The organism is Asanoa sp. WMMD1127 (assembly GCF_029626225.1).
Classification (GTDB): domain Bacteria; phylum Actinomycetota; class Actinomycetes; order Mycobacteriales; family Micromonosporaceae; genus Asanoa.
Genome location: NZ_JARUBP010000001.1, coordinates 6,682,624 through 6,701,636 on the forward strand (window position 1 = coordinate 6,682,624; position 19,013 = coordinate 6,701,636).

19 protein-coding genes are annotated in these 19,013 nt (G+C 72.1%); 6 read left to right on the forward strand and 13 right to left on the reverse strand.

Translation table 11 applies throughout. The features are described from left to right. The first annotated feature begins 92 nt into the window (after positions 1-92). Positions 93-1,406 carry an MFS transporter gene (locus tag O7635_RS31965; RefSeq protein ID WP_278084214.1) on the forward strand — a complete coding sequence of 438 codons (1,314 nt, stop codon included), beginning with the start codon at positions 93-95 and terminating at the stop codon, positions 1,404-1,406. On the opposite strand, the gene O7635_RS31970 is transcribed toward O7635_RS31965, so the two are convergent. Both O7635_RS31970 and fdhA read right to left on the reverse strand, forming a co-directional pair. Further along, positions 1,396-2,802, reverse strand: coding sequence for a serine/threonine-protein kinase (locus O7635_RS31970; RefSeq protein ID WP_278084215.1), 1,407 nt, complete (start codon positions 2,800-2,802; stop codon positions 1,396-1,398). The two genes, O7635_RS31965 and O7635_RS31970, sit on opposite strands and share 11 nt — an antisense overlap. Positions 2,803-2,940: 138 nt before the next feature. After that, positions 2,941-4,155: a formaldehyde dehydrogenase, glutathione-independent gene (gene fdhA / locus O7635_RS31975; protein WP_278084216.1), complete on the reverse strand. Its 1,215-nt coding sequence runs from the start codon at positions 4,153-4,155 to the stop codon at positions 2,941-2,943. 109 nt (positions 4,156-4,264) lie between these two features. On the opposite strand from fdhA, the gene O7635_RS31980 reads away from it, so the two are divergent. Further along, positions 4,265-5,224 carry an SDR family NAD(P)-dependent oxidoreductase gene (locus O7635_RS31980; RefSeq protein ID WP_278084217.1) on the forward strand — a complete coding sequence of 320 codons (960 nt, stop codon included), beginning with the start codon at positions 4,265-4,267 and terminating at the stop codon, positions 5,222-5,224. Here O7635_RS31980 and O7635_RS31985 read toward each other — a convergent pair. The 9 genes from O7635_RS31985 to O7635_RS32025 form a co-directional block, all read right to left on the reverse strand. After that, complete coding sequence (locus O7635_RS31985; RefSeq protein WP_278084218.1) at positions 5,205-6,335, reverse strand: ABC transporter substrate-binding protein; 1,131 nt, start codon at positions 6,333-6,335, stop codon at positions 5,205-5,207. The genes O7635_RS31980 and O7635_RS31985 overlap by 20 nt on opposite strands. A 16-nt stretch (positions 6,336-6,351) precedes the next feature. Then, positions 6,352-7,176 carry an ABC transporter permease subunit gene (locus O7635_RS31990; protein ID WP_278084219.1) on the reverse strand — a complete coding sequence of 275 codons (825 nt, stop codon included), beginning with the start codon at positions 7,174-7,176 and terminating at the stop codon, positions 6,352-6,354. Beyond that, complete coding sequence (locus tag O7635_RS31995) at positions 7,173-7,958, reverse strand: ABC transporter ATP-binding protein (RefSeq protein ID WP_278084220.1); 786 nt, start codon at positions 7,956-7,958, stop codon at positions 7,173-7,175. Before O7635_RS31995 ends, O7635_RS31990 begins: the two co-directional genes overlap by 4 nt. Next, entirely contained in the window at positions 7,955-8,812 is an 858-nt protein-coding gene (locus O7635_RS32000) for an ABC transporter permease subunit (RefSeq protein ID WP_278084221.1), read from the reverse strand. Before O7635_RS32000 ends, O7635_RS31995 begins: the two co-directional genes overlap by 4 nt. Next, positions 8,809-9,822: a TIGR03842 family LLM class F420-dependent oxidoreductase gene (locus O7635_RS32005; RefSeq protein ID WP_278084222.1), complete on the reverse strand. Its 1,014-nt coding sequence runs from the start codon at positions 9,820-9,822 to the stop codon at positions 8,809-8,811. The genes O7635_RS32000 and O7635_RS32005 overlap by 4 nt, the downstream gene beginning before the upstream one ends. A gap of 11 nt (positions 9,823-9,833) precedes the next feature. Continuing rightward, positions 9,834-11,315 (reverse strand): CoA-acylating methylmalonate-semialdehyde dehydrogenase, encoded by a 1,482-nt coding sequence (locus O7635_RS32010; protein WP_278084223.1) that lies wholly within the window; start codon positions 11,313-11,315, stop codon positions 9,834-9,836. Between the two features lie 10 nt (positions 11,316-11,325). After that, positions 11,326-12,732 (reverse strand): dihydropyrimidinase, encoded by a 1,407-nt coding sequence (hydA, locus tag O7635_RS32015; RefSeq protein WP_278084224.1) that lies wholly within the window; start codon positions 12,730-12,732, stop codon positions 11,326-11,328. Positions 12,733-12,745: 13 nt separating this feature from the next. Continuing rightward, the gene (locus O7635_RS32020; protein WP_278084225.1) at positions 12,746-13,585 is read right to left on the reverse strand and encodes a nitrilase-related carbon-nitrogen hydrolase; all 840 of its coding nucleotides are present in this window, start codon (positions 13,583-13,585) and stop codon (positions 12,746-12,748) included. Positions 13,586-13,683: 98 nt separating this feature from the next. Beyond that, on the reverse strand, positions 13,684-14,364 hold the full coding sequence (locus O7635_RS32025) for an N-acyl homoserine lactonase family protein (protein ID WP_278084226.1): 681 nt from the start codon (positions 14,362-14,364) through the stop codon (positions 13,684-13,686). A gap of 51 nt (positions 14,365-14,415) precedes the next feature. Between O7635_RS32025 and O7635_RS32030 the strand changes: the two genes are divergently transcribed. The 4 genes from O7635_RS32030 to O7635_RS32045 all read left to right on the forward strand — a co-directional run bounded on the left by O7635_RS32030 (position 14,416) and on the right by O7635_RS32045 (position 16,989). Further along, complete coding sequence (locus tag O7635_RS32030; RefSeq protein WP_278084227.1) at positions 14,416-14,811, forward strand: ankyrin repeat domain-containing protein; 396 nt, start codon at positions 14,416-14,418, stop codon at positions 14,809-14,811. A gap of 17 nt (positions 14,812-14,828) precedes the next feature. Beyond that, on the forward strand, positions 14,829-15,746 hold the full coding sequence (locus O7635_RS32035; protein ID WP_278085623.1) for a DUF3500 domain-containing protein: 918 nt from the start codon (positions 14,829-14,831) through the stop codon (positions 15,744-15,746). 105 nt (positions 15,747-15,851) lie between these two features. After that, on the forward strand, positions 15,852-16,247 hold the full coding sequence (locus O7635_RS32040; protein WP_278084228.1) for a hypothetical protein: 396 nt from the start codon (positions 15,852-15,854) through the stop codon (positions 16,245-16,247). A 16-nt stretch (positions 16,248-16,263) separates the two neighbouring features. Next, a complete protein-coding gene (locus O7635_RS32045) occupies positions 16,264-16,989 on the forward strand; it encodes a TIGR03089 family protein (protein WP_278084229.1) in 726 nt (241 codons plus the stop codon). A gap of 304 nt (positions 16,990-17,293) precedes the next feature. Here O7635_RS32045 and O7635_RS32050 read toward each other — a convergent pair whose 3' ends face one another. Further along, positions 17,294-17,929: a DUF2231 domain-containing protein gene (locus O7635_RS32050; protein WP_278084230.1), complete on the reverse strand. Its 636-nt coding sequence runs from the start codon at positions 17,927-17,929 to the stop codon at positions 17,294-17,296. A 239-nt stretch (positions 17,930-18,168) separates the two neighbouring features. Continuing rightward, positions 18,169-18,912, reverse strand: a complete 744-nt coding sequence (locus tag O7635_RS32055; protein ID WP_278084231.1) for a GAF and ANTAR domain-containing protein — start codon at positions 18,910-18,912, stop codon at positions 18,169-18,171. Between the last annotated feature and the right edge of the window lie 101 nt (positions 18,913-19,013).

A 19,013-nucleotide genomic window follows, 5' to 3' on the forward strand; every position in this document is an offset into this window, starting at 1 on the left:
GGCAGGATCGCTTCCGGCCGCGGTAGAAATCCGGGGTCTGCCGTTCGTCGTCTGTGTGGCGCCCATCGTGGGTGGCCGGACGGAGGACGGGCATGGGTGGGCGAGCGCGGTGGGCGATCACGGCGGTGTTCGCGGTGAACGGGATGTTGATCGCGACCATGGCGGCCCGGGCGCCGTCGGTCAAGGTGGACCTCGGGTTGTCGACCGGCCAGCTCGGGCTGACCACCGCGGCGTTCGGGGTGGCCGCGGTGATGGCGATGCAGTGGGCCGGCGGGCTCGTCGCGCGGTACGGCAGCCGGTCGGTCGTGCGCCTCGCGGTAAGCGTGCTGCCGGCGCTGCTGGTCGCCACCGCGGCGCCGGACGGGCTGGTCGGGCTCGCGGCGGTGTTCCTCGTCTTCGGCGCCGTGCACGGCGTGCTCGACGTCGCGATGAACGCCCACGCGGTCGCGGTCGAGCGGGAGCTCGGCCGGCCGATCCTCAACGGCTGCCACGCCGCCTGGAGCATCGGCGCGGTCGGCGGGTCACTGCTCGCCTCCGGAGCGGCACAGCTCGGATTGAGCCGGGCCGTCCACTTCGGCGTGGTGGCCGCGGTGCTCACGCCGCTGATCGCGGTCTGGACCCGCGCCCTGCTGCCCGCCGCCGTCGACGCCGCAGCGCCCGCACGCCAGGCCGAGCCGGCCGCCCACCGGGCCTCGACCGCCGACCATCCCGCGACCGCCGGCCAACCGGCCGCCCCCGCCCACCCCGCAACCGCCGGCCAACCCGCGGCCCCCGCCCAACCCGCGACCGCCGGCCAGGCCGGCGGGGAGCCGGCGCCGCGCAGGCCGCGCGTGCCGTGGAGCAGGCCGCTGGTGGTGCTCGGCGCCATGGGCGCGACCGTGCTCACCGTCGAGGCCGCGGTGGCCAACTGGAGCGGGATCCTCCTGCACGACCGGCTGGCCGCGCCGCTGGGGATGGCGGCGCTCGGGTACGTCGCGTTCACCGCCTCCCAGACCGCCGGCCGGCTCGTCGGCGACCGCCTGCTCGCCCGCCGCGCGCCGCACGACCTGCTGCGGGTCGGCACCCTGACAGCGGCCGCCGGGCTGGCGCTCGTCCTGGTCAGCCCTTGGCCCGCGCTGGCCATAGCCGGGTTCGCCGTCGTCGGGATCGGGCTGGCCACTCCCCTTCCCGTGCTGTTCGGCGCCGCCGGTCATCTCGGCGCCGCGGCGGGCGGGGCGGCCGGGGCCGTCGCGCGGTTCACCACGATGACCTACAGCGGCATCCTGCTGGCTCCGGCGGTGATCGGCGCGGTGGCCGATCTGGTCGGGCTGACCTGGACGTTGGCCGCCCTCGTGCCAATGCTGGCCGCGGTCGCGGCCGTCGACCTGCGGGCGCTGACCACGACGCCGGCGCCCGTCACGCCCTAGCGGCGGCGAGGGCGTCGACCCCGCGGACCAGGTCGTTGGGGCCCGCCAGCGTCAGTTTGCCCTGGCCGTGCAGGTCGGCGAGCTTCGTCCGCAGCTCGCGGATCCGCTTGGCCACCCCCTCGTCGTCGCCCTCCTCCTGGTGGCGGGCGATGTCGTCCACGCGCTTGTGGAGGTCTTCGGCGGTCTTCGCCGGCAGCTCGGCCTGGGCGTCGATGGTCCGGTGCAGGTGGACGACCGGATCGACGGGCGGCCTGGGCGGCCGGGACGTGCCGGGCGTGGTGGACTCCGGCGCCGGCCTGGTCCGCGACGGCGACGGCGACCGCGTCGAAGGCGAAGGCGAAGGCGGTGCAGGGAGCGCGGGCGCGGTCGTGGCGGTCGCCGGTGACCTGGTGGCGACCGGCACCACGGCGGCCGGCGACGCCGAGCCCACCGCCGACGGCGCGGCGGCCACCGACCCGGGACCATCGTCCCGGGTGGCGGCCAGCAACGAGACCACGGCCGCGGCAGCAGTCGCGGCCGCGACGCCCCAGACCAACCTCCGCCGTCCACGCCGCGCCGGAACGTCCGGCGGCGCGGTGACCTCAAGAGCGGCCAGCCGGCCCACGACCGCCGCGGCGTCGGCCGGGCGGTCGGCCGGCGACTTGGCCAGCAGCTCCCGCACCAACCGGGCCAACGCCTCCGGCGCCTCGGGCCGTGCGTCCCGCACCTCCGGCGGCGCGGCCGTGACCTGCTGGTGCACGACGGACAGCGGCGTCGCGCCGACGAACGGCGGGCGGCCGGCGAGCATCGCGTAGAGGGCGCAACCGAGCCCGTAGAGATCCGTCCGCTCGTCGACCGGCTCGTCGTTGATCTGCTCCGGCGCCATGTAGCTGGTCGATCCCATCGCGATCGCGTCGCCGGTCAGCCGGGCCTCGCCGGCCGACTGCCGCAGGTGGGCGATCCCGAAGTCGCAGATCTTCACGACGCCGGCCGGGGTGCGGATCAGGTTGGCCGGCTTGACGTCGCGGTGCACGACGCCGGCCGCGTGCGCGGCGGTCAGGCCGGCGCACACCTGGGCGGCGACCGAGACGGCGTCGGCGACAGGCAGTGGGCCGTCGGCCAGGGCCGCCGCGATGCTGCGCCCCGAGACCAGCTCCATCACCAGGTACGAGTCGCCGCCGTCGGAGCCGAAGTCGTACACCGCGACGATGTTGGGGTGGTTGAGCCGGGCGACGGCGCGCGCCTCGCGGTCGAACCGGGCGGCGAGGGTCGGATCGTCGAGCGCGTCCCCGGCCACCAGCTTGACGGCCACGGGCCGGTCGAGGCGCAGGTCACGCCCCCGCCAGACGACGCCCATGCCGCCGCGGGCCAGGACGTCCTCGAGCTCGTACCGGTCGGCGAGCCGCCGCCCCGCCATGCGCCAACCTCCCGAGCCCGCCGCCGCGACTGATTGCAACCTCGCAACCATAGTTCACCGGCGTCGATGCCGCCCGGGGCCGGTCAGCAGCGCGCCCGCCGGGCGGCCGCGGCCACCGGCGAGCGCGATGTGGATCCGCTAGACGAGCATGCCGTGCGGGTCCAGGACGTACTTCCGGGCCGCGCCCTGGTCGAACTCCTGGTAGCCCTCCGGTCCCCGGTCGAGCGGGATGGGTGTCGCGTTGACGTTCTTGGCGATCGACACCCGGTCGTTGAGGATCGCCATCATCAGCTGGCGGTTGTAGCGCATCACCGGGCACTGTCCGGTGACGAACGACAGCGACTTGGCCCAGCCGAGCCCGAGCCGGATCGACAGCGAACCCTCCTTGGCCGCTTCGTCGCTGGCGCCCGGGTCGCCGGTCACGTAGAGGCCCGGGATGCCCAGCCCGCCGCCGGCCCGGGTGAGGTCCATCAGCGAGTTCAGCACCGTCGCTGGATGTTCGGTCTCCGCGTCGTCGCCGTGACCGCGGGCCTCGAAGCCGACCGCGTCGACACCGCAGTCGACCTCGGGCGTACCCAGGATCTGCTCGATCTGCTCCTTGGGCTCGCCCGCCGACACGTCGACGGTCTCGCAGCCGAAGCTGCGGGCCTGGGCCAGCCGGTCCTCCTGCAGGTCGCCGACGATCACCGTGGCCGCGCCCAGCAGCTGGGCCGAGGTCGCCGCCGCCAGACCCACGGGTCCCGCGCCGGCGACGTAGACGGTCGACCCGGTGGTGACACCGGCGCTGACGCACCCGTGGTAGCCGGTCGGGAAGATGTCCGACAGCATGGCCAGGTCGAGGATCTTCTCCATCGCCTGCTGCTTGTCGGGGAACACCAGCATGTTCCAGTCGGCGTACGGCACGAGCGCGTACTCGGCCTGCCCACCGACCCAACCACCCATGTCGACGTAGCCGTACGCGGAGCCCGGCCGGTCGGGGTTGACGTTGAGACACACGCCGGTCTTGCCGGCCTTGCAGTTGATGCACCGTCCACACGAGATGTTGAACGGCACCGAGACGAGATCACCGACCTGGACGTACTCGACGTCCGGGCCCTTGTCGACGACCTCGCCGGTGATCTCGTGGCCCAGGATCAGCCCGGGCGGCGCGGTCGTGCGGCCGCGGACCATGTGCTGGTCGCTGCCGCAGATGTTGGTGGCGACACACTTGACGATCGCCGCGTGCGGGAGTGGGCGGCCGACGTTGTCGGGATGGACGCCGGGCCCGTCCTGGAGTTCGAACGTCGGGTAGTCGATCTCGTGGACCTCGACCTGACCCGGCTTGACATAGGCGACGCCTTTGTTGCCTGGCATGACGTACTCCCGGTGGTTCCGATGCGCGGCCGCATCACCACCAGCGACGCCACCGCGCGCACCTCTTTCTGAGGAGTTACCCCCATTTCTCACGGGGTACCCGGCAGCCATGCTGGATCCTCGCGTGGTTGTCGTGACCGGTGCGTCCAGTGGGATCGGACGGGCCACCGCGCTCGCGTTCGCCCGCCGTGGCGACCGCCTGGTGCTGTCGTCCCGCTCTCCCGAGGCGCTGGGGCGGATCGCCGACGAGTGCCGGGCGCTCGGGGCCGTGGTGCGGGTCGAGCCGGTCGACATCAACGACGCGGCGGCCGTGCGGGCCCTGTCGGACACGGCGGCAACGGTGTTCGGCCGGGTCGACGTCTGGGTGAACACGGCGGCGGTCATGGCGTACGGCACGTTCGAGGAGCTGCCGGCGGAGGTGTTCGACCAGGTGGTGCGCACCGACCTGCTGGGCGGGGCGACCGTGGCCCGGGTGGCGTTGGCCCGCTTCCGCGCTCAGGGGGCGGGCGTGCTGGTGCTCGGCGGTTCCCTGCTGAGCGTGGCCACCGCGCCGTACATGAGCGCGTACATCACCAGCAAGTGGGGCCTGCGCGGGCTGGCCCGCACCCTGCAGCAGGAGACCCGCGACGCCCCCGACATCCACGTCTGCCTGGTCGACCCGGGCGGCGTGGACACGCCGATCTACCGCACGGCCGCCAACTACACGGGCCGGATCGGGCGGCCGCCACCGCCGGTCGACCGGCCGGAGAAGGTGGCGAACGCGATCGTCAAGTTGGCCGAACGACCGCGGCGGGCACGCTCGGTGGGCCTGGCCAACCGCTTCGTCCGGCTCGGCTTCGCCACCATGCCCCCGGTGTACGACGTGCTGGTGGGCCCACTGATGCGGCTGGGCGGGCTGTCCCGCGACCCGGTGGACGCCAACACGGGCAACGTCTTCGCGCCCCTGGCCGCGATCGAGGACACGGCCGCCCGCTGGGGCCGCCACTGGCTCCGCCCCGCCGGCGCCGCCGCCGCGATCCTGGCGGCGACGGCGGCCGCGGGCGTCGTCGCTAGGCGCCGCCCTCGTTGAGGGTCACCGTCTTGGGCGTGAAGCCGGCGCCGTTGACGTCGATGTTCTGCGACTTCAACGTGTCCAGGGCCCTGCGGACGTAGTCGTTGGTGTAGGCGAGGCCCTCCGGCGCCTTGCTCAGGACGGTCTGGCCGTCGGCGTTCTTCGTGGTCATCGACAGGTCGACGGTGGCCTTCCAGGCGGCCTCGTCGATCACGCCGGCACCGGCCGGGGCGGGCCAGACCAGCTTGTTGACCTCGTTGACCTGCCAGAGCTGGTGGCTCGCGCCGAGCTTCGAGCCGCGCTTGACGACCAGGTCGCGGCAGGCCTCGGCATTGTCCCGGCAGTACGCCCAGCCCTTGATCGAGGCGGCCAGGAACTTGACCGCGGTGTCCTGGTAGGCCTGGTCGGACTCCAGCTTGGCCGTGTTGGCCCAGACCGCGTCCTGCAGCATCGCCGTGCCGACCTGGTTCCAGTCGAGCACCGTGAACGCCGACGGCTCGTAGAGCTTGCCGGTGTCCGGGTCCTTGGCCTCCAGCAGCTGCGCGTACTCGTTGTAGCTCATCGCCTGGGCCGCGTCGATGTCCTTGCGCAGCAGGCCTTGCATGTCGAACTGCTGCTGCACCAGCGTCACGTCCTTGCCCGGGTCGAGCCCGGCCTTGGTCATCGCGGCGAACAGCTCGAACTCGTTGCCGAAGCCCCAGTTGCCGACCTTCTTGCCCTTGAGGTCAGCCGGCGACTTGATGTTGGCCGAGGCGAACGAGACCTGGTAGGTCCCGGACCGCTGGAAGATCTGGCCGATGTTGGTGATCCCCGCGCCCTGCTCGCGCGAGGCCAGCGCCTTGGGCACCCAGGCGATCGCGAAGTCGGCCTGGCCCTGGGCCAGCACGGTCTGCGGGACGATGTCGACGCCGCCTTCGAGGATCTCGACGTCGAGCCCCTGCTCCTGGTAGAAACCCTGGTCGGCGGCCGCGATGTAGCCGGCGAACTGGCCCTGCACGAACCACTGCAGCTGCAGCTTGACCTTCGTGGTGCCGCCGCTGCCGGTCGACGTCGACGGCTCGTCGGCGGTGCCGCAGGCGGCGAGCAGCACAGTGGACAGTGCGAGGACCGCGAGAATTCTCGTACGCATCATGGTGGTCCTTTCTTCAGACCCTCCGCCACGGCATGGCGAGCCGTTCGAGGAGGAGGGCCGCCAGATAGAAGACGAGACCGAGCACGCACGCGCCGACCACGAAGGCCCAGGCACGGGGGTACGCGGTGTTGGCCGCCGCCGAGGTGATCCGGGAGCCGAGGCCGTTCTGCAGACCGCCGAAGTACTCCGCGACCACCGCCGCGATCACCGCCAGGGAGGACGCCTGGCGCAGACCGGTGAAGACGAACGGCAGGGCGGCGGGGAGGCGGACCAGCCGGGTGAACGTCCAGCCGCGCGCCGCGTAGCTGGCCATCAGGTCCCGGTGGATCGGGTCGACCTCGCGCAGCCCGCGCAGCGCGTTGACGAACACGGGAAAGAAGACCACGATCGCGACGACCAGCCGGCGGGGGACGTTGCTGGTCGACTCGAACATGTTGTTGAGGATGGGGGCCAGCGCGATGATCGGCAGCGCGTTGAGCGCGGCCGCCACCGGGATCGAGACTTCGCCGAGGTACGCGAACCGGGCCGCGACCATCGCCCCGAGCAGCGCGACGACCGCGCCGAGGAGCAGCCCGATCAGCGCGTTGGTGCCGCTGGCCAGGCCGGTGCGCCAGACCACGTCGCGGTTCTGCCAGAGCTGCTCGCCGATGGCCGACGGGGCGGGCAGCACGTAGGGGGCGACCCGCCCGACCCGCACCGTGACCTCCCACAGCAGCAGGCCGGCGATGCCGACGACCAGCGGCGGGAGCAGCGCCAGCAACGGGCGGCCGCGGCGCCGGCGCGTGACGACGGGCGCCGTGGGGTCGGCCGCGACCACCGGGTCGACGGCCGTGGTCATGGCGTCGCCGCGGCGGGCACGGGGCCTTCGCGCAGGGCGCGCCGCACCTTGGTGATGCCGGCGAAGAAGCCGGCCGACTGGCGGGTGGCCTCGGTGCGCGGGCCGAGGTCGACGGTGACGATCTCGGTGATCCGGCCCGGCCGCGCGGACATCACGACCACGCGGTCCGACAGGTAGACGGCCTCCGGGATCGAGTGGGTGACGAAGATCGTGCTGGTGCCGGTGCTGGCGCAGATCCGCAGCAGCTCGTCCTGGAGCCGTTCGCGGGTCATCTCGTCGAGCGCCCCGAACGGCTCGTCCATCAGCAGCAGCGGCGGGTGCACGGCCAGCGCCCGGGCGATCGCGACCCGCTGCTGCATGCCGCCGGAGAGCTGGGCCGGGTAGTGCCCGGCGAACTCGGCCAGCCCGACCAGCTCGAGCATCTCGCGCGCCCGGTCCTGTCGCTCGCGTTTCGCGGTGCCGCGCAGCTCCAGGGGCAGCTCGACGTTGCGCTGCACCGTGCGCCAGTCGAAGAGGCCGGCCTGCTGGAACGCGATGCCGTACTCCTGGTCGTCGCGGGCCTGTCGCGCCGACTTGCCGGCCACGGTGACCGTCCCGGCCGTCGGCTTGATCAGGTCGCCGACCAGCCTGAGCAACGTGGACTTGCCGCACCCCGACGGGCCGATCAGCGAGACGAACTCGCCGCTGGCGACCGTCAGGTCGACGGCGGTCAGCGCGGTCACCTCGTCGGTCCGCCCCGCGTTGAACACCTTGGAGACTGCTTCGAGCACCACCGCGGTCATGACGGGACCCTTCGCCGGCGGACCAGGAACTCGCCGAGACCGACGACCGCGGCGACCGCCAGCCCCAGGACGGCCGCGCCGATCATCGCCGTGAACACCTTGGCGGGATCGGTGGTGGCCTCCCGCGAGTATTCGATCACCAATCGACCGACTCCACCACGGGTCCCGGTGGAAATCTCGCCGACGACCGCGCCGACCACGGCCGCGGCGGCCGCCAGCCGCAGGGCCGGGAACAGGTAGGGAGTTGACGCCGGGAGCCGGAGCTTGACCAGCGTCTTCCACCAGCCGGCGGCGTAGCTGCGCATCAGCTCCTCGGCGATGGGCGCCGGCGACTGGAGCCCGCGCAGCATGCCGACGGCGACCGGGAAGAACGCGAGGTACATCGCGATCACGGTGACGGACATCCAGGGCTGCCACGGGTACGCGCCGATGGACAGCCGCCCGCCCCAGCCCGCGATCACCGGGGCCAGCGCGATCAGCGGGACGGTCTGCGACAGGATCACGTAGGGCAGCAGGCCCCGCTCGACGATCCGCAGCCGCTGCATCAGCACCGCGAGCAGCAGCCCGACCAGGCCGCCGGCGACGAACCCGATGGCCACGCTGCGCAGCGTGAAGAGGCTGGCCTGGAGCACGACGAGCCAGATCGGGTCACCGCCGGCCAGCTCGGGCTCGCCCAGCCGGGACAGCACCGTCCACACGTGCGGCATCGCGGCGTCGTCGGTGCGCGGCAGCACCCGCGTGCCGAACAGCACCGTGCCGTCGGGGTCACCGACCGCCTTGTAGCCCTCCCAGAGCAGCACACCCACGACCACGGCGCCGAGCGCGCCGAGGACCAGCCGGCCGCGGCGGCTCATCGCGGTGGCGGTGCCGTGGCCAGGGCGGGGATGACCTTCTCCCCGTACGCCTGGAGGGTGTGCTCCTTGTCGTCGTGCTGCAGATAGAGGGCGAACTGGTCGACGCCCAGCTCACGCAGCTCACGCAGCCGCTCGATGTGCGCCTCGACCGGCCCCAGCACGCAGAACCGGTCGACGATCTCGTCGGGCACGAAGTCGGTGTGGGTGTTGCCCGCCCGGCCGTGCTCGGCGTAGTCGTAGCCGTGCCGGCCGTGGATGTAGTCGGTGAGCGCCTGCGGCACCGCGCCGGACTCGCCGTAGCGGGACACGATGTCGGCGACGTGGTTGCCGACCATGCCGCCGAACCAGCGGGTCTGCTCGCGCTGGTGGGCCAGGTCGTCGCCGACGTAGGCCGGCGCCGCGACGCAGAAGGTGATCGAGGCCGGGTCCCGTCCGGCGCGCTCGGCCGCCGCCCGCACCGACTTGATCATCCATGCGGCGATGTCGGGGTCGGCGAGCTGCAGGATGTAGCCGTCGCCCACCTCCCCCGCCAGCGCCAGCGCCTTGGGCCCGTAGGCGGCGATCCACATCTCGAGCTCGCCGTCACGTACCCAGGGGAAGTGCACTGGGCGGCCCTTGTAGTCGGCCTCCCGCCCGTGGGCCAGGTCGCGGATGACCGTGACGCACTGCTTCAGCTCGGCGATCGTCGTCGGCTTGTAGCCCAGCGTCCGCAGGGCCGAGTCACCGCGACCGATGCCGCAGACCGTCCGGTTGCCGAACATCTCGTTGAGCGTGGCGAACAGCGACGCCGTCACCGTCCAGTCGCGGGTCCCGGGATTCGTGACCATCGGCCCGACCTTCACCCGCGACGTCTGGGCGAGGATCTGGCTGTAGATGACGAACGGCTCCTCCCATAGCAGATGGGAGTCGAACGTCCACACGTGACTGAAGCCGAGCGTCTCCGCCTGCTGGGCGAGGCGGACGACCTCGCTGGCGGGCGGATCGCACTGGAAGACGACGCCGATGTCCATCCATGCTCCTTTCAGCGGACCTTGGGGAAGCCGAGGTCGACCTCACTGGTGGCCGGGTCGGGCCAGCGCGAGGTGACGACCTTGGTGCGGGTGTAGAAGCGCAGGCCGTCCGGCCCGTACATGTGCAGGTCGCCGAAGAGGGACGCCTTCCAGCCGCCGAAGCTGTAGTAGGCGACGGGGACGGGGATCGGCACGTTGACACCGACCATGCCGCAGTCGACGTCATATTGGAAGCGCCGGGCGGCGCCGCCGTCGCGGGTGAAGATGGCGGTGCCGTTGCCCCAGGGGTTGTCGTTGACGAGCTTGACGGCCTCGTCATAGGTGTCGACGCGGACCACCGACAGCACCGGGCCGAAGATCTCGTCGGTGTAGTAGGCGGAGTCGGTCTCGACCTTGTCCACAAGGGACGGGGCGAGGAAGAAGCCGGGGCTGTTGGAGATGTCGGCCGCGCGGCCGTCGACGACGACCTCGCCGCCGGCACCGTCCAGGTAGGACCGCACCTTGTCGCGGTGCGGCCCGCTGATCAGCGGCCCCATCTCGGCGTCGGGGTCGCTGGCCGCGCCGACCCGGATCCGGCCGATGCGGGTGGCGATCTCCTCGACCAGCGTGTCGCCGACGGCGCCGACCGCGACCACGACCGAGACGGCCATGCACCGCTCCCCCGCCGAGCCGAAGCCGGCCGAGACCGCGGCGTCCGCGGCGGCGGGCACGTCGGCGTCCGGCAGCACCACCATGTGGTTCTTGGCGCCGCCCAGGGCCTGCACGCGCTTGCCGTTGCGCGTGCCGGTCTCGTAGATCGACTGGGCCACCGGCGTCGAGCCGACGAAGCTGATCGCCTTGACGTCGGGGTCGACCAGCAGCGCGTCGACCGCCTCCTTGTCGCCCTGGATCACGTTGAACACGCCGTCGGGCAGGCCGGCCCGGCGCAACAGGTCGGCCAGGAGCAACGAGACCGAGGGGTCCTTCTCGCTGGGCTTGAGCACGAACCCGTTGCCGGCGACCAGCGCGTTGCAGAACATCCACATCGGCACCATGGCCGGGAAGTTGAACGGCGTGATGCCGGCGACGACGCCGAGCGGCTGCTGGATCGAGTAGACGTCGACGCCGCCGGCCGCCTGCTCGCTGTAGCCGCCCTTGAGCAGGTGCGGGGCGCCGGCCGCGAACTCCGCGTTTTCCAGGCCCCGGGCCACCTCGCCGGACGCGTCGGCGACCGTCTTGCCGTGCTCCGAGGACAGCAGGGAGGCGATCTCCTTGCGGTGCCCGTCGACCAGGTCGCGGAACCTAAACATCACCTCGGCGCGGCGGGACAGGCTGGCCGCCCGCCAGGCCGGTTGCGCGGCGAGCGCGGTCTGCACCGCCGTGCGTACCTCCTCGGCGGTGGCGGCGAGGACCTCGGCCTGGATCTCGCCGGTGGCCGGGTCGAACACCGGCAGCCGGCGCGTGCCCGTGCCGGCGACCTCGCGGCCGTTGATCCAGTGTGGAATCTGACGCATCCTGCTCACCTCAGCGTAGGTAGGAGGACAGGCCGCGCTTGAGGTAACGCCCGCGACCCTTCCGCCCGTGGTAGTTGCCGTCGCGGTCGACCAGGACCTCGCCGCGGGAGATGACGGTGTCGACCTTGCCGGCGATCTCCACGCCCTCCCACGCGGAGTAGTCCAGGTTCATGTGGTGGGTCGCGGCGCTGATCGTCGTGCGCCCGTCGGGGTCGTAGAGCACGATGTCGGCGTCGGAGCCCGGCGCGATCACGCCCTTGCGGGGGTAGAGGCCGAACATCCGCGCCGGCGTGGTCGCGATCGTCTCGACCCAGCGCTCGACCGACAGCTTGCCCTCGGCGACGCCCTGATAGACGAGGTCGACCCGGTGCTCGACGGTGCCGATGCCGTTGGGGATCTTGGAGAAGTCGCCGAGCCCGAGCTCCTTCTGGTCCTTCATGCAGAAGGGGCAGTGGTCGGTCGAGACGATCGCCAGGTCGTTGGTGCGCAGGCCGCGCCAGAGGTCGTCGCGGTGCGACTCGTTCCTCGGCCGCAGCGGCGGCGAGGCGACCCACTTGGCGCCCTCGAAGCCGGGCGCGCCGAGCTGGTCCTCCAGCGTGAGGTAGAGGTATTGCGGGCAGGTCTCGGCGAACACGTTGCGGCCGGCGTCACGGGCCGCGGCCACCTCGGCCAGGGCCTCGCTCGCGGACAGGTGCACGAAGTAGAGCGGCGTGTCCTGGGCGACCTGCGCGAGGGCGATGGCGCGGTGGGTGGCCTCGCCCTCCAGGATCGAGGGGCGGGTGATGCCGTGGTAGACCGGGTCGGTCTGGCCCTTGGCGAGCGCCTGGGCGACCAGCACGTCGATCGCGATGCCGTTCTCGGCGTGCATCATGATCGTCGCGCCGTTCTCCCGGGCAGTCTGCATCGCCCGCAGGATCTTGCCGTCGTCGGAGTAGAAGACGCCGGGATAGGCCATGAACAGCTTGAAGCTGGTCACGCCCTCGTCGGCGACGAGCTGATCCATGGCCTTGAGCGCGTCGTCGTCGACCCCACCGATGATCATGTGGAAGCCGTAGTCGATGTGCGCGTTGCCGTCGGCCAGCGCGTGCCAGGCGGCCAGGCCGTCCTGGACGACCTCGCCGGTGCGCTGCACGGCGAAGTCGACGATCGTGGTGGTGCCGCCGAAGGCGGCCGCCCTGGTGCCGGTGTCGAAGTCGTCGGAGGCGAACGTGCCGCCGAACGGCAGCTTCATGTGCGTGTGCACGTCGATGCCACCGGGGATGACCAGCTTGCCGGTCGCGTCGATGGTCTTCTCGGGCTGCCCCGTCCAGGTGCCCGGCGCGAGGAGTGCGCTGATCGTCTCGCCGTCGACCAGCACGTCGGCGGCGAAGCGGCCGGTCGGGCCGACCACCTCGCCACCGGTGATGAGGAGGGTCATGGGGGTGGCTCCCTTACGGCTTGACGAGCTGGTCGTAGGCGTCCGGGCGGCGGTCGCGGTAGAACTGCCAGCGGTCGCGGACCTCTTCGAGCAGCTCCATGTCGAGGTCGCGGACGATCAGCTCGGGCTCGTGCGCGTCGCCTGTCTCGCCGACGAACTTGCCTTCGGGGTCGACGAAGTAGGACGTGCCGTAGAAGTCGTTCTCGCCGAGCGGCTCGATGCCGGTGCGGTTGATCGCGCCGATGAAGTACTCGTTGGCGACGGCTGACGCCGGCTGCTCCAGCTTCCACAGGTAGCTGGACAGGCCGCGGTGGGTGGCGCTCGGGTTGAAGACGATGCGCGCGCCGGCCAGGCCCAGGGCCCGCCAACCCTCGGGGAAGTGCCGGTCGTAGCAGATGTAGACGCCGATGCGGCCGACCGCCGTGTCGAACGTCGGGTAGCCGAGGTTGCCGGGCCGGAAGTAGAACTTCTCCCAGAAGCCCTTCACCTGCGGGATGTGCGTCTTGCGGTACTTGCCCAGATAGGAGCCGTCGGCGTCGACCACGGCCGCCGTGTTGTAGAGGACGCCCGGCTGCTCCTGCTCGTACATCGGCAGGATCATGACCATGCCCAGCTCTTTCGCCAGGGCTTGGAAGCGCTCGGTGGTCGGGCCGGGGATGCTCTCGGCGTAGGAGTAGTACTGCTTGTCCTGCACCTGGCAGAAGTAGGGCCCGTAGAACAGCTCCTGGAAGCAGATGACCTTCGCGCCCTGTGCGGCGGCCTGGCGGGCGTACTCCTCGTGCGCCTTGATCATCGACTCTTTGTCGCCGGTCCAGCTCGTCTGCACCAGCGCCGCGCGGATGTTGTCCGCCATCGGAACCTCCTCGTCCCAGGCCAGCGTGAATCCGTTCAGCCTATGACCGAGGGCGGCCTTCCGACAGGTTCTCAGAGCCCCAGCGTGGCGGGGTCCGGCTAGTCTCTCCGTTCGCCGGGCATCCAGACCGCGGCGTCGTGGGCGAAGACGACGGCCCGGGGGTCGAGCTCTTTCAACCTGTCGATCCATCGCGGGTACGGAATGCCCGGCTCGGCGCCGGCCAGCACGTCCCGCCCGTAGGTGGTGGCGTCGTCGCGGGCCTGGCCGGCGAGGATGACCGTGCCGTCGGGGCCGCGGACGGCCACGGACTGGTGCCCGTCGGTGTGGCCCGGGGTCGGGATGATCCAGACGCCGGGCCACAGCTCGGTCTCGCCGCTGGTCTCGACGTAGTGGACGCCGGCGAAGTCGACCAGCTCCGGCAGCGTGTAGTCGGTGGTGCTCCGGGCCGTGGCCAGCTCGTCGCGCTGCACGACGATCGGGGTCCGCGGGAAGGTCGGGTTGCCGCCGCAGTGGTCGAAGTGCAGGTGGCAGTTGACGATCATGGTGATGTCGTCGTGGGTGACACCGGCGGTTCGCAGGGCGTCGGCGAGGGGCCGGCGCGTCGGGCGGTAGTGGGCGTCGGTGTCCGGATGCGCGCCCATGCCCGTGTCGAACAGGAGCAGACCCTCGGGACGGCGCACGAGGTACGCGTACAGCGGCTCGACCCTGGGGTGGGAGGCGCCGGCCTCGTCCGCGGGGCGGACGAAGTGACCGAGGTCGAGCCGGCGGACGTCTCCCACGTTCTTGATCCTTGCACGGTGTGTGTGGGCGCGGTGTGTTTGGCTTGTCGGGTGACGGACGGACTCGACGACGCGACGCTGGCGTTCGCCCACCGGATGTTCGACCTGGCGCGGGCCGGTTCGACCGACGAGCTCGTGGCGCAGGTCGACGCGGGGCTCCCGGTGGACCTGACCAACGACAAGGGCGACACGCTGCTGATCCTGGCGGCCTACCACAACCATCCTTCGACGGTGGCGGGGTTGCTGGCGCGGGGTGCCGACCCGGACCGGGCCAACGACCGTGGTCAGACGGCGCTGGCGGCCGCCGTGTTCCGGCAGAACGCGGTGTCGGTGCGGGCGCTGCTGTCGGCGGGGGCGTCACCGGCGGCGGGTGGTCCGTCGGCGCTGGACACGGCCGCGTTCTTCAAGCTGCCGGAGATGGCTTCGTTCCTGCGGGGTGAGTCGTGAGCGATCTCGCGACGTCGATGGTGGCGGCGGCTGCGGAGCTCGTGTCGCTGGTCGGCGCGCCGCTGCCGTACCCGTTCGACGACTCCGGGCGGCGGTGGATCGAGTACCGGCCGCGCACCCGGCCCGGGGTCGCGCTGGCGACGCTGGACGTGCCGGCCCGCAAGGCGGCCTACCGGCTGCTGGCGACGGGGTTGAGCCCGCACGCGTACGCCCAGGCGTTGGCGATCGTGTCGCTGGAGGAGGTGCTGGACCGGGCCGAGGGGTTCGTCCGGGGGCGGCATCTGGAGGACTACTGGGTGTCGGTGTTCGGGACGCCGTCCTCCTCGGCGCCCTGGTCGTGGCGGTTCGAGGGGCATCACCTGTCGGTGTCGATGACGGTGGTCGGGTCTGCGGTTTCGCCGGCGCCGGTGTTCTTCGGTGCCAACCCGGCGCGGGTCGGCTACGGCGCGCACACCGTGTCGCGGCCGCTGGCGCCGGAGGAGGACGTGGCGTTCGCGCTGCTGGCGGCGCTGTCGCCGACGGAGCGGTCGCTGGCCGTGGTGGCCGACGAGCCGCCGGCGGACATCGCGAGCGGCACGTCGCCCTCCGCCGGCTTCCTCGAGCCGGCCGGGGTTTCGGCGACGTCGCTGAACCCGGCGGCGGGGGCGCTGCTCGCGTCGCTGGTGGAGGTCTACCTCGACCGGTTGCCGTCGTCGCTGGCCGAGTCGTTGAGCCCGTCGCTGGAGTCGTTGCGGTTCGCGTGGGCGGGGCCGGAGCGGGTGGGGGTGCCGGTCTACTACCGGGTGCAGGCGTCGGACCTGTTGATCGAGTACGACAACACGGCCGGGGGCAACCACGCGCACACGGTGCTGCGGCGGCCGTCGGCCGACTTCGGCGCCGATCTGCTGGCCGAGCATCGGCGGGCGTACCACCTCGGGGTTAACCCGGGCGGCTGAGTCCGGGCGTCGATCGTGTGGTTATGTCGTCTCCGCGCCGCGTGGGCGCTTTGGTTGTGTTCAATGGCTTAGTCCCGCTGGTGTCGCGCGTGACGGAGCTGCCCCATGCCTACTACGCAGACCTCCCCTGTGCCCGAATGGCAGTTGACCCCGCGTGCCCGCACGACCTTCATCGGCGTGATCGTCGGCGCGGTGGTGGTGATCGTGCTGGGCAGCATCTGGATGGCGTACGACGTGCAGGTCCGGCAGGATCCCGGGCTGCGCGCCTGCGGGTCCTTCGCCCGGCGGGCGTCGGTCGAGCTGAGCGAACGCGAGTACCAGGAGCTGCGCTCGATGTTCGCGCGCTCGACGAAAACGGCACTGCGCGAACACGGCGTACGCGCGATCGAAGCCGGCGTCGTGACCCGCGGCCCGGTGCTGGTCGCGGTGGTCCACCCGACGGAGTCGGAGGCCGCGGCCCTGCGAGCGGCCTGCGTGCGCGAGGGGGCGCTGCCCCGCTGACGGTAGGGTGACCGCCGTGGACGTGGTGTCGTATGCGGATCCGCTGCTGAGCTTCTACGACGACGCGACCGGCGAGCATGTGGCGCTGTCGGCGGTCGAGCTGGGCTCGTGGGCGGCCCGCTCGGCGGCGCTGCTGACCTCGGGCTGCGGCCTGGGCCCGGGCAGCACGGCGGCGTTCGTCCTGCCGCCGCACTGGCAGACCGCCGCGGCCCTGTTGGGCGCCTGGTCGGCGGGCGTCTCGGTGTCGTTCCGCCTGGGCGCGACGGCCGGGTTGCCGGTGCTCGCCGTCGATTCCGGGGAGCCGCTGTCGGCGGTCTTCGTGTCGCGGGGGCAGCTGGACGACTGGCTCGTGGACGTGCCGGCGGCGACCCACCGCTTCCTGCTTGACGTGGGCGACGAACGGCGCCCGGTGGCGACGCCGCCGGACTACCGCGAGTTCCTGACGGCGCTGTCGACGCACACGTCGTCCCCGGACCCGGAGGTGTCACTGCGGGCGACGGATCCGGCGAGCGTGGACGGGACGACGTATGCGCAGTGGGGAGCTCTCGCGGCGGAGATCGCCTCGCGGGCGTCTCTGTCGCCCGGGGACCGTCTGCTGGTCGACGCGTCGGAACACGAGCATCCAGTGAAGTGGTTGCTGGCGCCGCTGTCAGCCGGCGCTTCGGTGGTGCTGTGTGCGAACCTGGACCGCTCGCGGCTGGACAGCCGCATGGCCGCAGAACGCGTCACCCACGTCCTGTAGGTCGCGGTCGGCGCGGTGGGGCTGTAGGTCGCGGTCGGCGCGGTGGGGCTGTAGGTCGCGGTCGGCGCGGTGCGGCTCTAGATCGCGGTCGGCGCGGTGCGGCTCTAGATCGCGATCGGCGCGGTGCGGCTCTAGATCGCGATCGGCGCGGTGCGACTCTAGATCACGATCGGCGCGGTGCGACTCTAGATCGCGATCGGCGCGGTGCGACTCTAGATCGCGATCGGCGCGGTGCGACTCTTGATCGCGGTCGGCGCGGCGGGGCTATAGGTCGCGGTCGGCGCGGTGCGGCTCTAGGTCGCGATCAGGCCCGGCTGGGGCCGTCGGCGCCCAGGCCGCCGAGGCCCGCGAGGCCCGGGCGGATTTCGGCGGTCAGGTCCATGTCGGCGGGCTCGGGCTGACGGAAGTTCATGCCGGCCCGCTGGGCGGCGCGGTTGGTCGCGTACACGGTGCCTGATCCGTCGGCCGCAGGTGTCGCGACCAGGCGGCGTCCGGCGGGGCCGGAGCGGTCGCCGGCCATCGTCCCGAAGCGGCGCATCAGGCCCGCGCCGAGGCGAATGCCGAGCACCCCGACACCGAGCGCCAGGATCTCCATGATCACCATCGGTACGCTGGCCAGCGGATGACCACTGCCCGCCCGCATCAGGCAGACAACCAGGAAGATGCCGGCCATCGCGGCGTTGACCGCGTTGAACGTGATCACGTCGCGACGCACCGGCCCGGCCGGCACGTCCCACAGGTCGATCATCCCGGCGACCATGGTCAGCGCGGTCGCCACCAGTCCGGCGACGGCCGTCCAGTAGCCAACCTCGCCGACGATCGACGGCGCGCCGACGAGCCGCCCGACGTCGAAGACGACGGCGCACACGAACAGTCCGACGGGAAAGGTCATCAGCACCGGCTGGATCGGATGGCCGGAGATCCGAAGGCGGGTATCCACGAGCTCCTCCACCCCATTTGGTCGAGGTCAGGGTGCCACGCGGCATTACCCGAAACGCCCGGACGAAAACCCACGTCGCCCGATTCACCCGATCGATACGGCTTGAGCAGTGTTAGCGCCATCCGTTCGGGCTCGCCACTTCAGCCAGCCGTGTCGTCCACTGCCGACGGTCGCCGTCCGCCGTCCGGCGCGGGCGGCGGTCAGCTGGCGCGAGCGGCGGTCAGCTGGCGCGAGCGGCGTCAGCTCGCGCGGGCGCGGTCCTCGGCCGAGCGGACCAGGCGGCGGGCGACGTCCTCGACCGGGATGGAGAGGGCCGTCGACGCGCCGCGCAGGACGTCGAGGGCCTCGGCCGGCGGGCAGCGGCGCTGCATCATGACGACGCCGATCGCCTGGCCGATCACCTCGCCGGAGGCGAGCGTGTCGGCGAGGTCGCTGGGCACGGAGTCACGCCGGTCCCGCTCGCGTACCGCCGCCAGCAACAACCCCGCGTGCTCGGCGAGGAGCATGGCGGTCAGCTGGGCGCCTTGGCCGAGGATGTCGGGCTGGCACGCGTACAAGCTGATCGACCCGAGCACCTGGTCGTCGACGTCGACCGGGGCGGCCAGCACGGCGCACGCGCCGTAGGTCACCGCCCGCGGCGTCCACTCGGCCCAGCGCGTCTCGGTGGTCAGATCGTCGGCGAGGATGACCTCACGCTGCCGGATGGCGCTCATGGCCGGCCCGTCCGCCGCGTACTGCAGTGAGTCCAACCGCCGCGCCCGCCGGTCCGAGGCGGCGACGCTGGCCGGCTCCCCCGCCCGCAGCAGGGTGACGCTCGACCACGACACGCCCGGCAGCGCGTGCCGGCTGGTCTTGGCGAGGTGGTCCAACGCCTCCTCGAGGTCGTTGCTGGCCAACAGCCCAGCGGTCAGTTCCCGGAGCAGGGCCGCGGTCTCCACGGCCACCAGACTGATCGGATCCCCGCCCGTACCCGGACCCGCCATATCGGTTGTCCTCCCCCCGCACCGCGAGCCCGAAGGGCCCCCGTTGCGCGTCGCGCGCGCCCGGCGAATACCCGGGTCACGCACCTCCACGCCATCCTGCC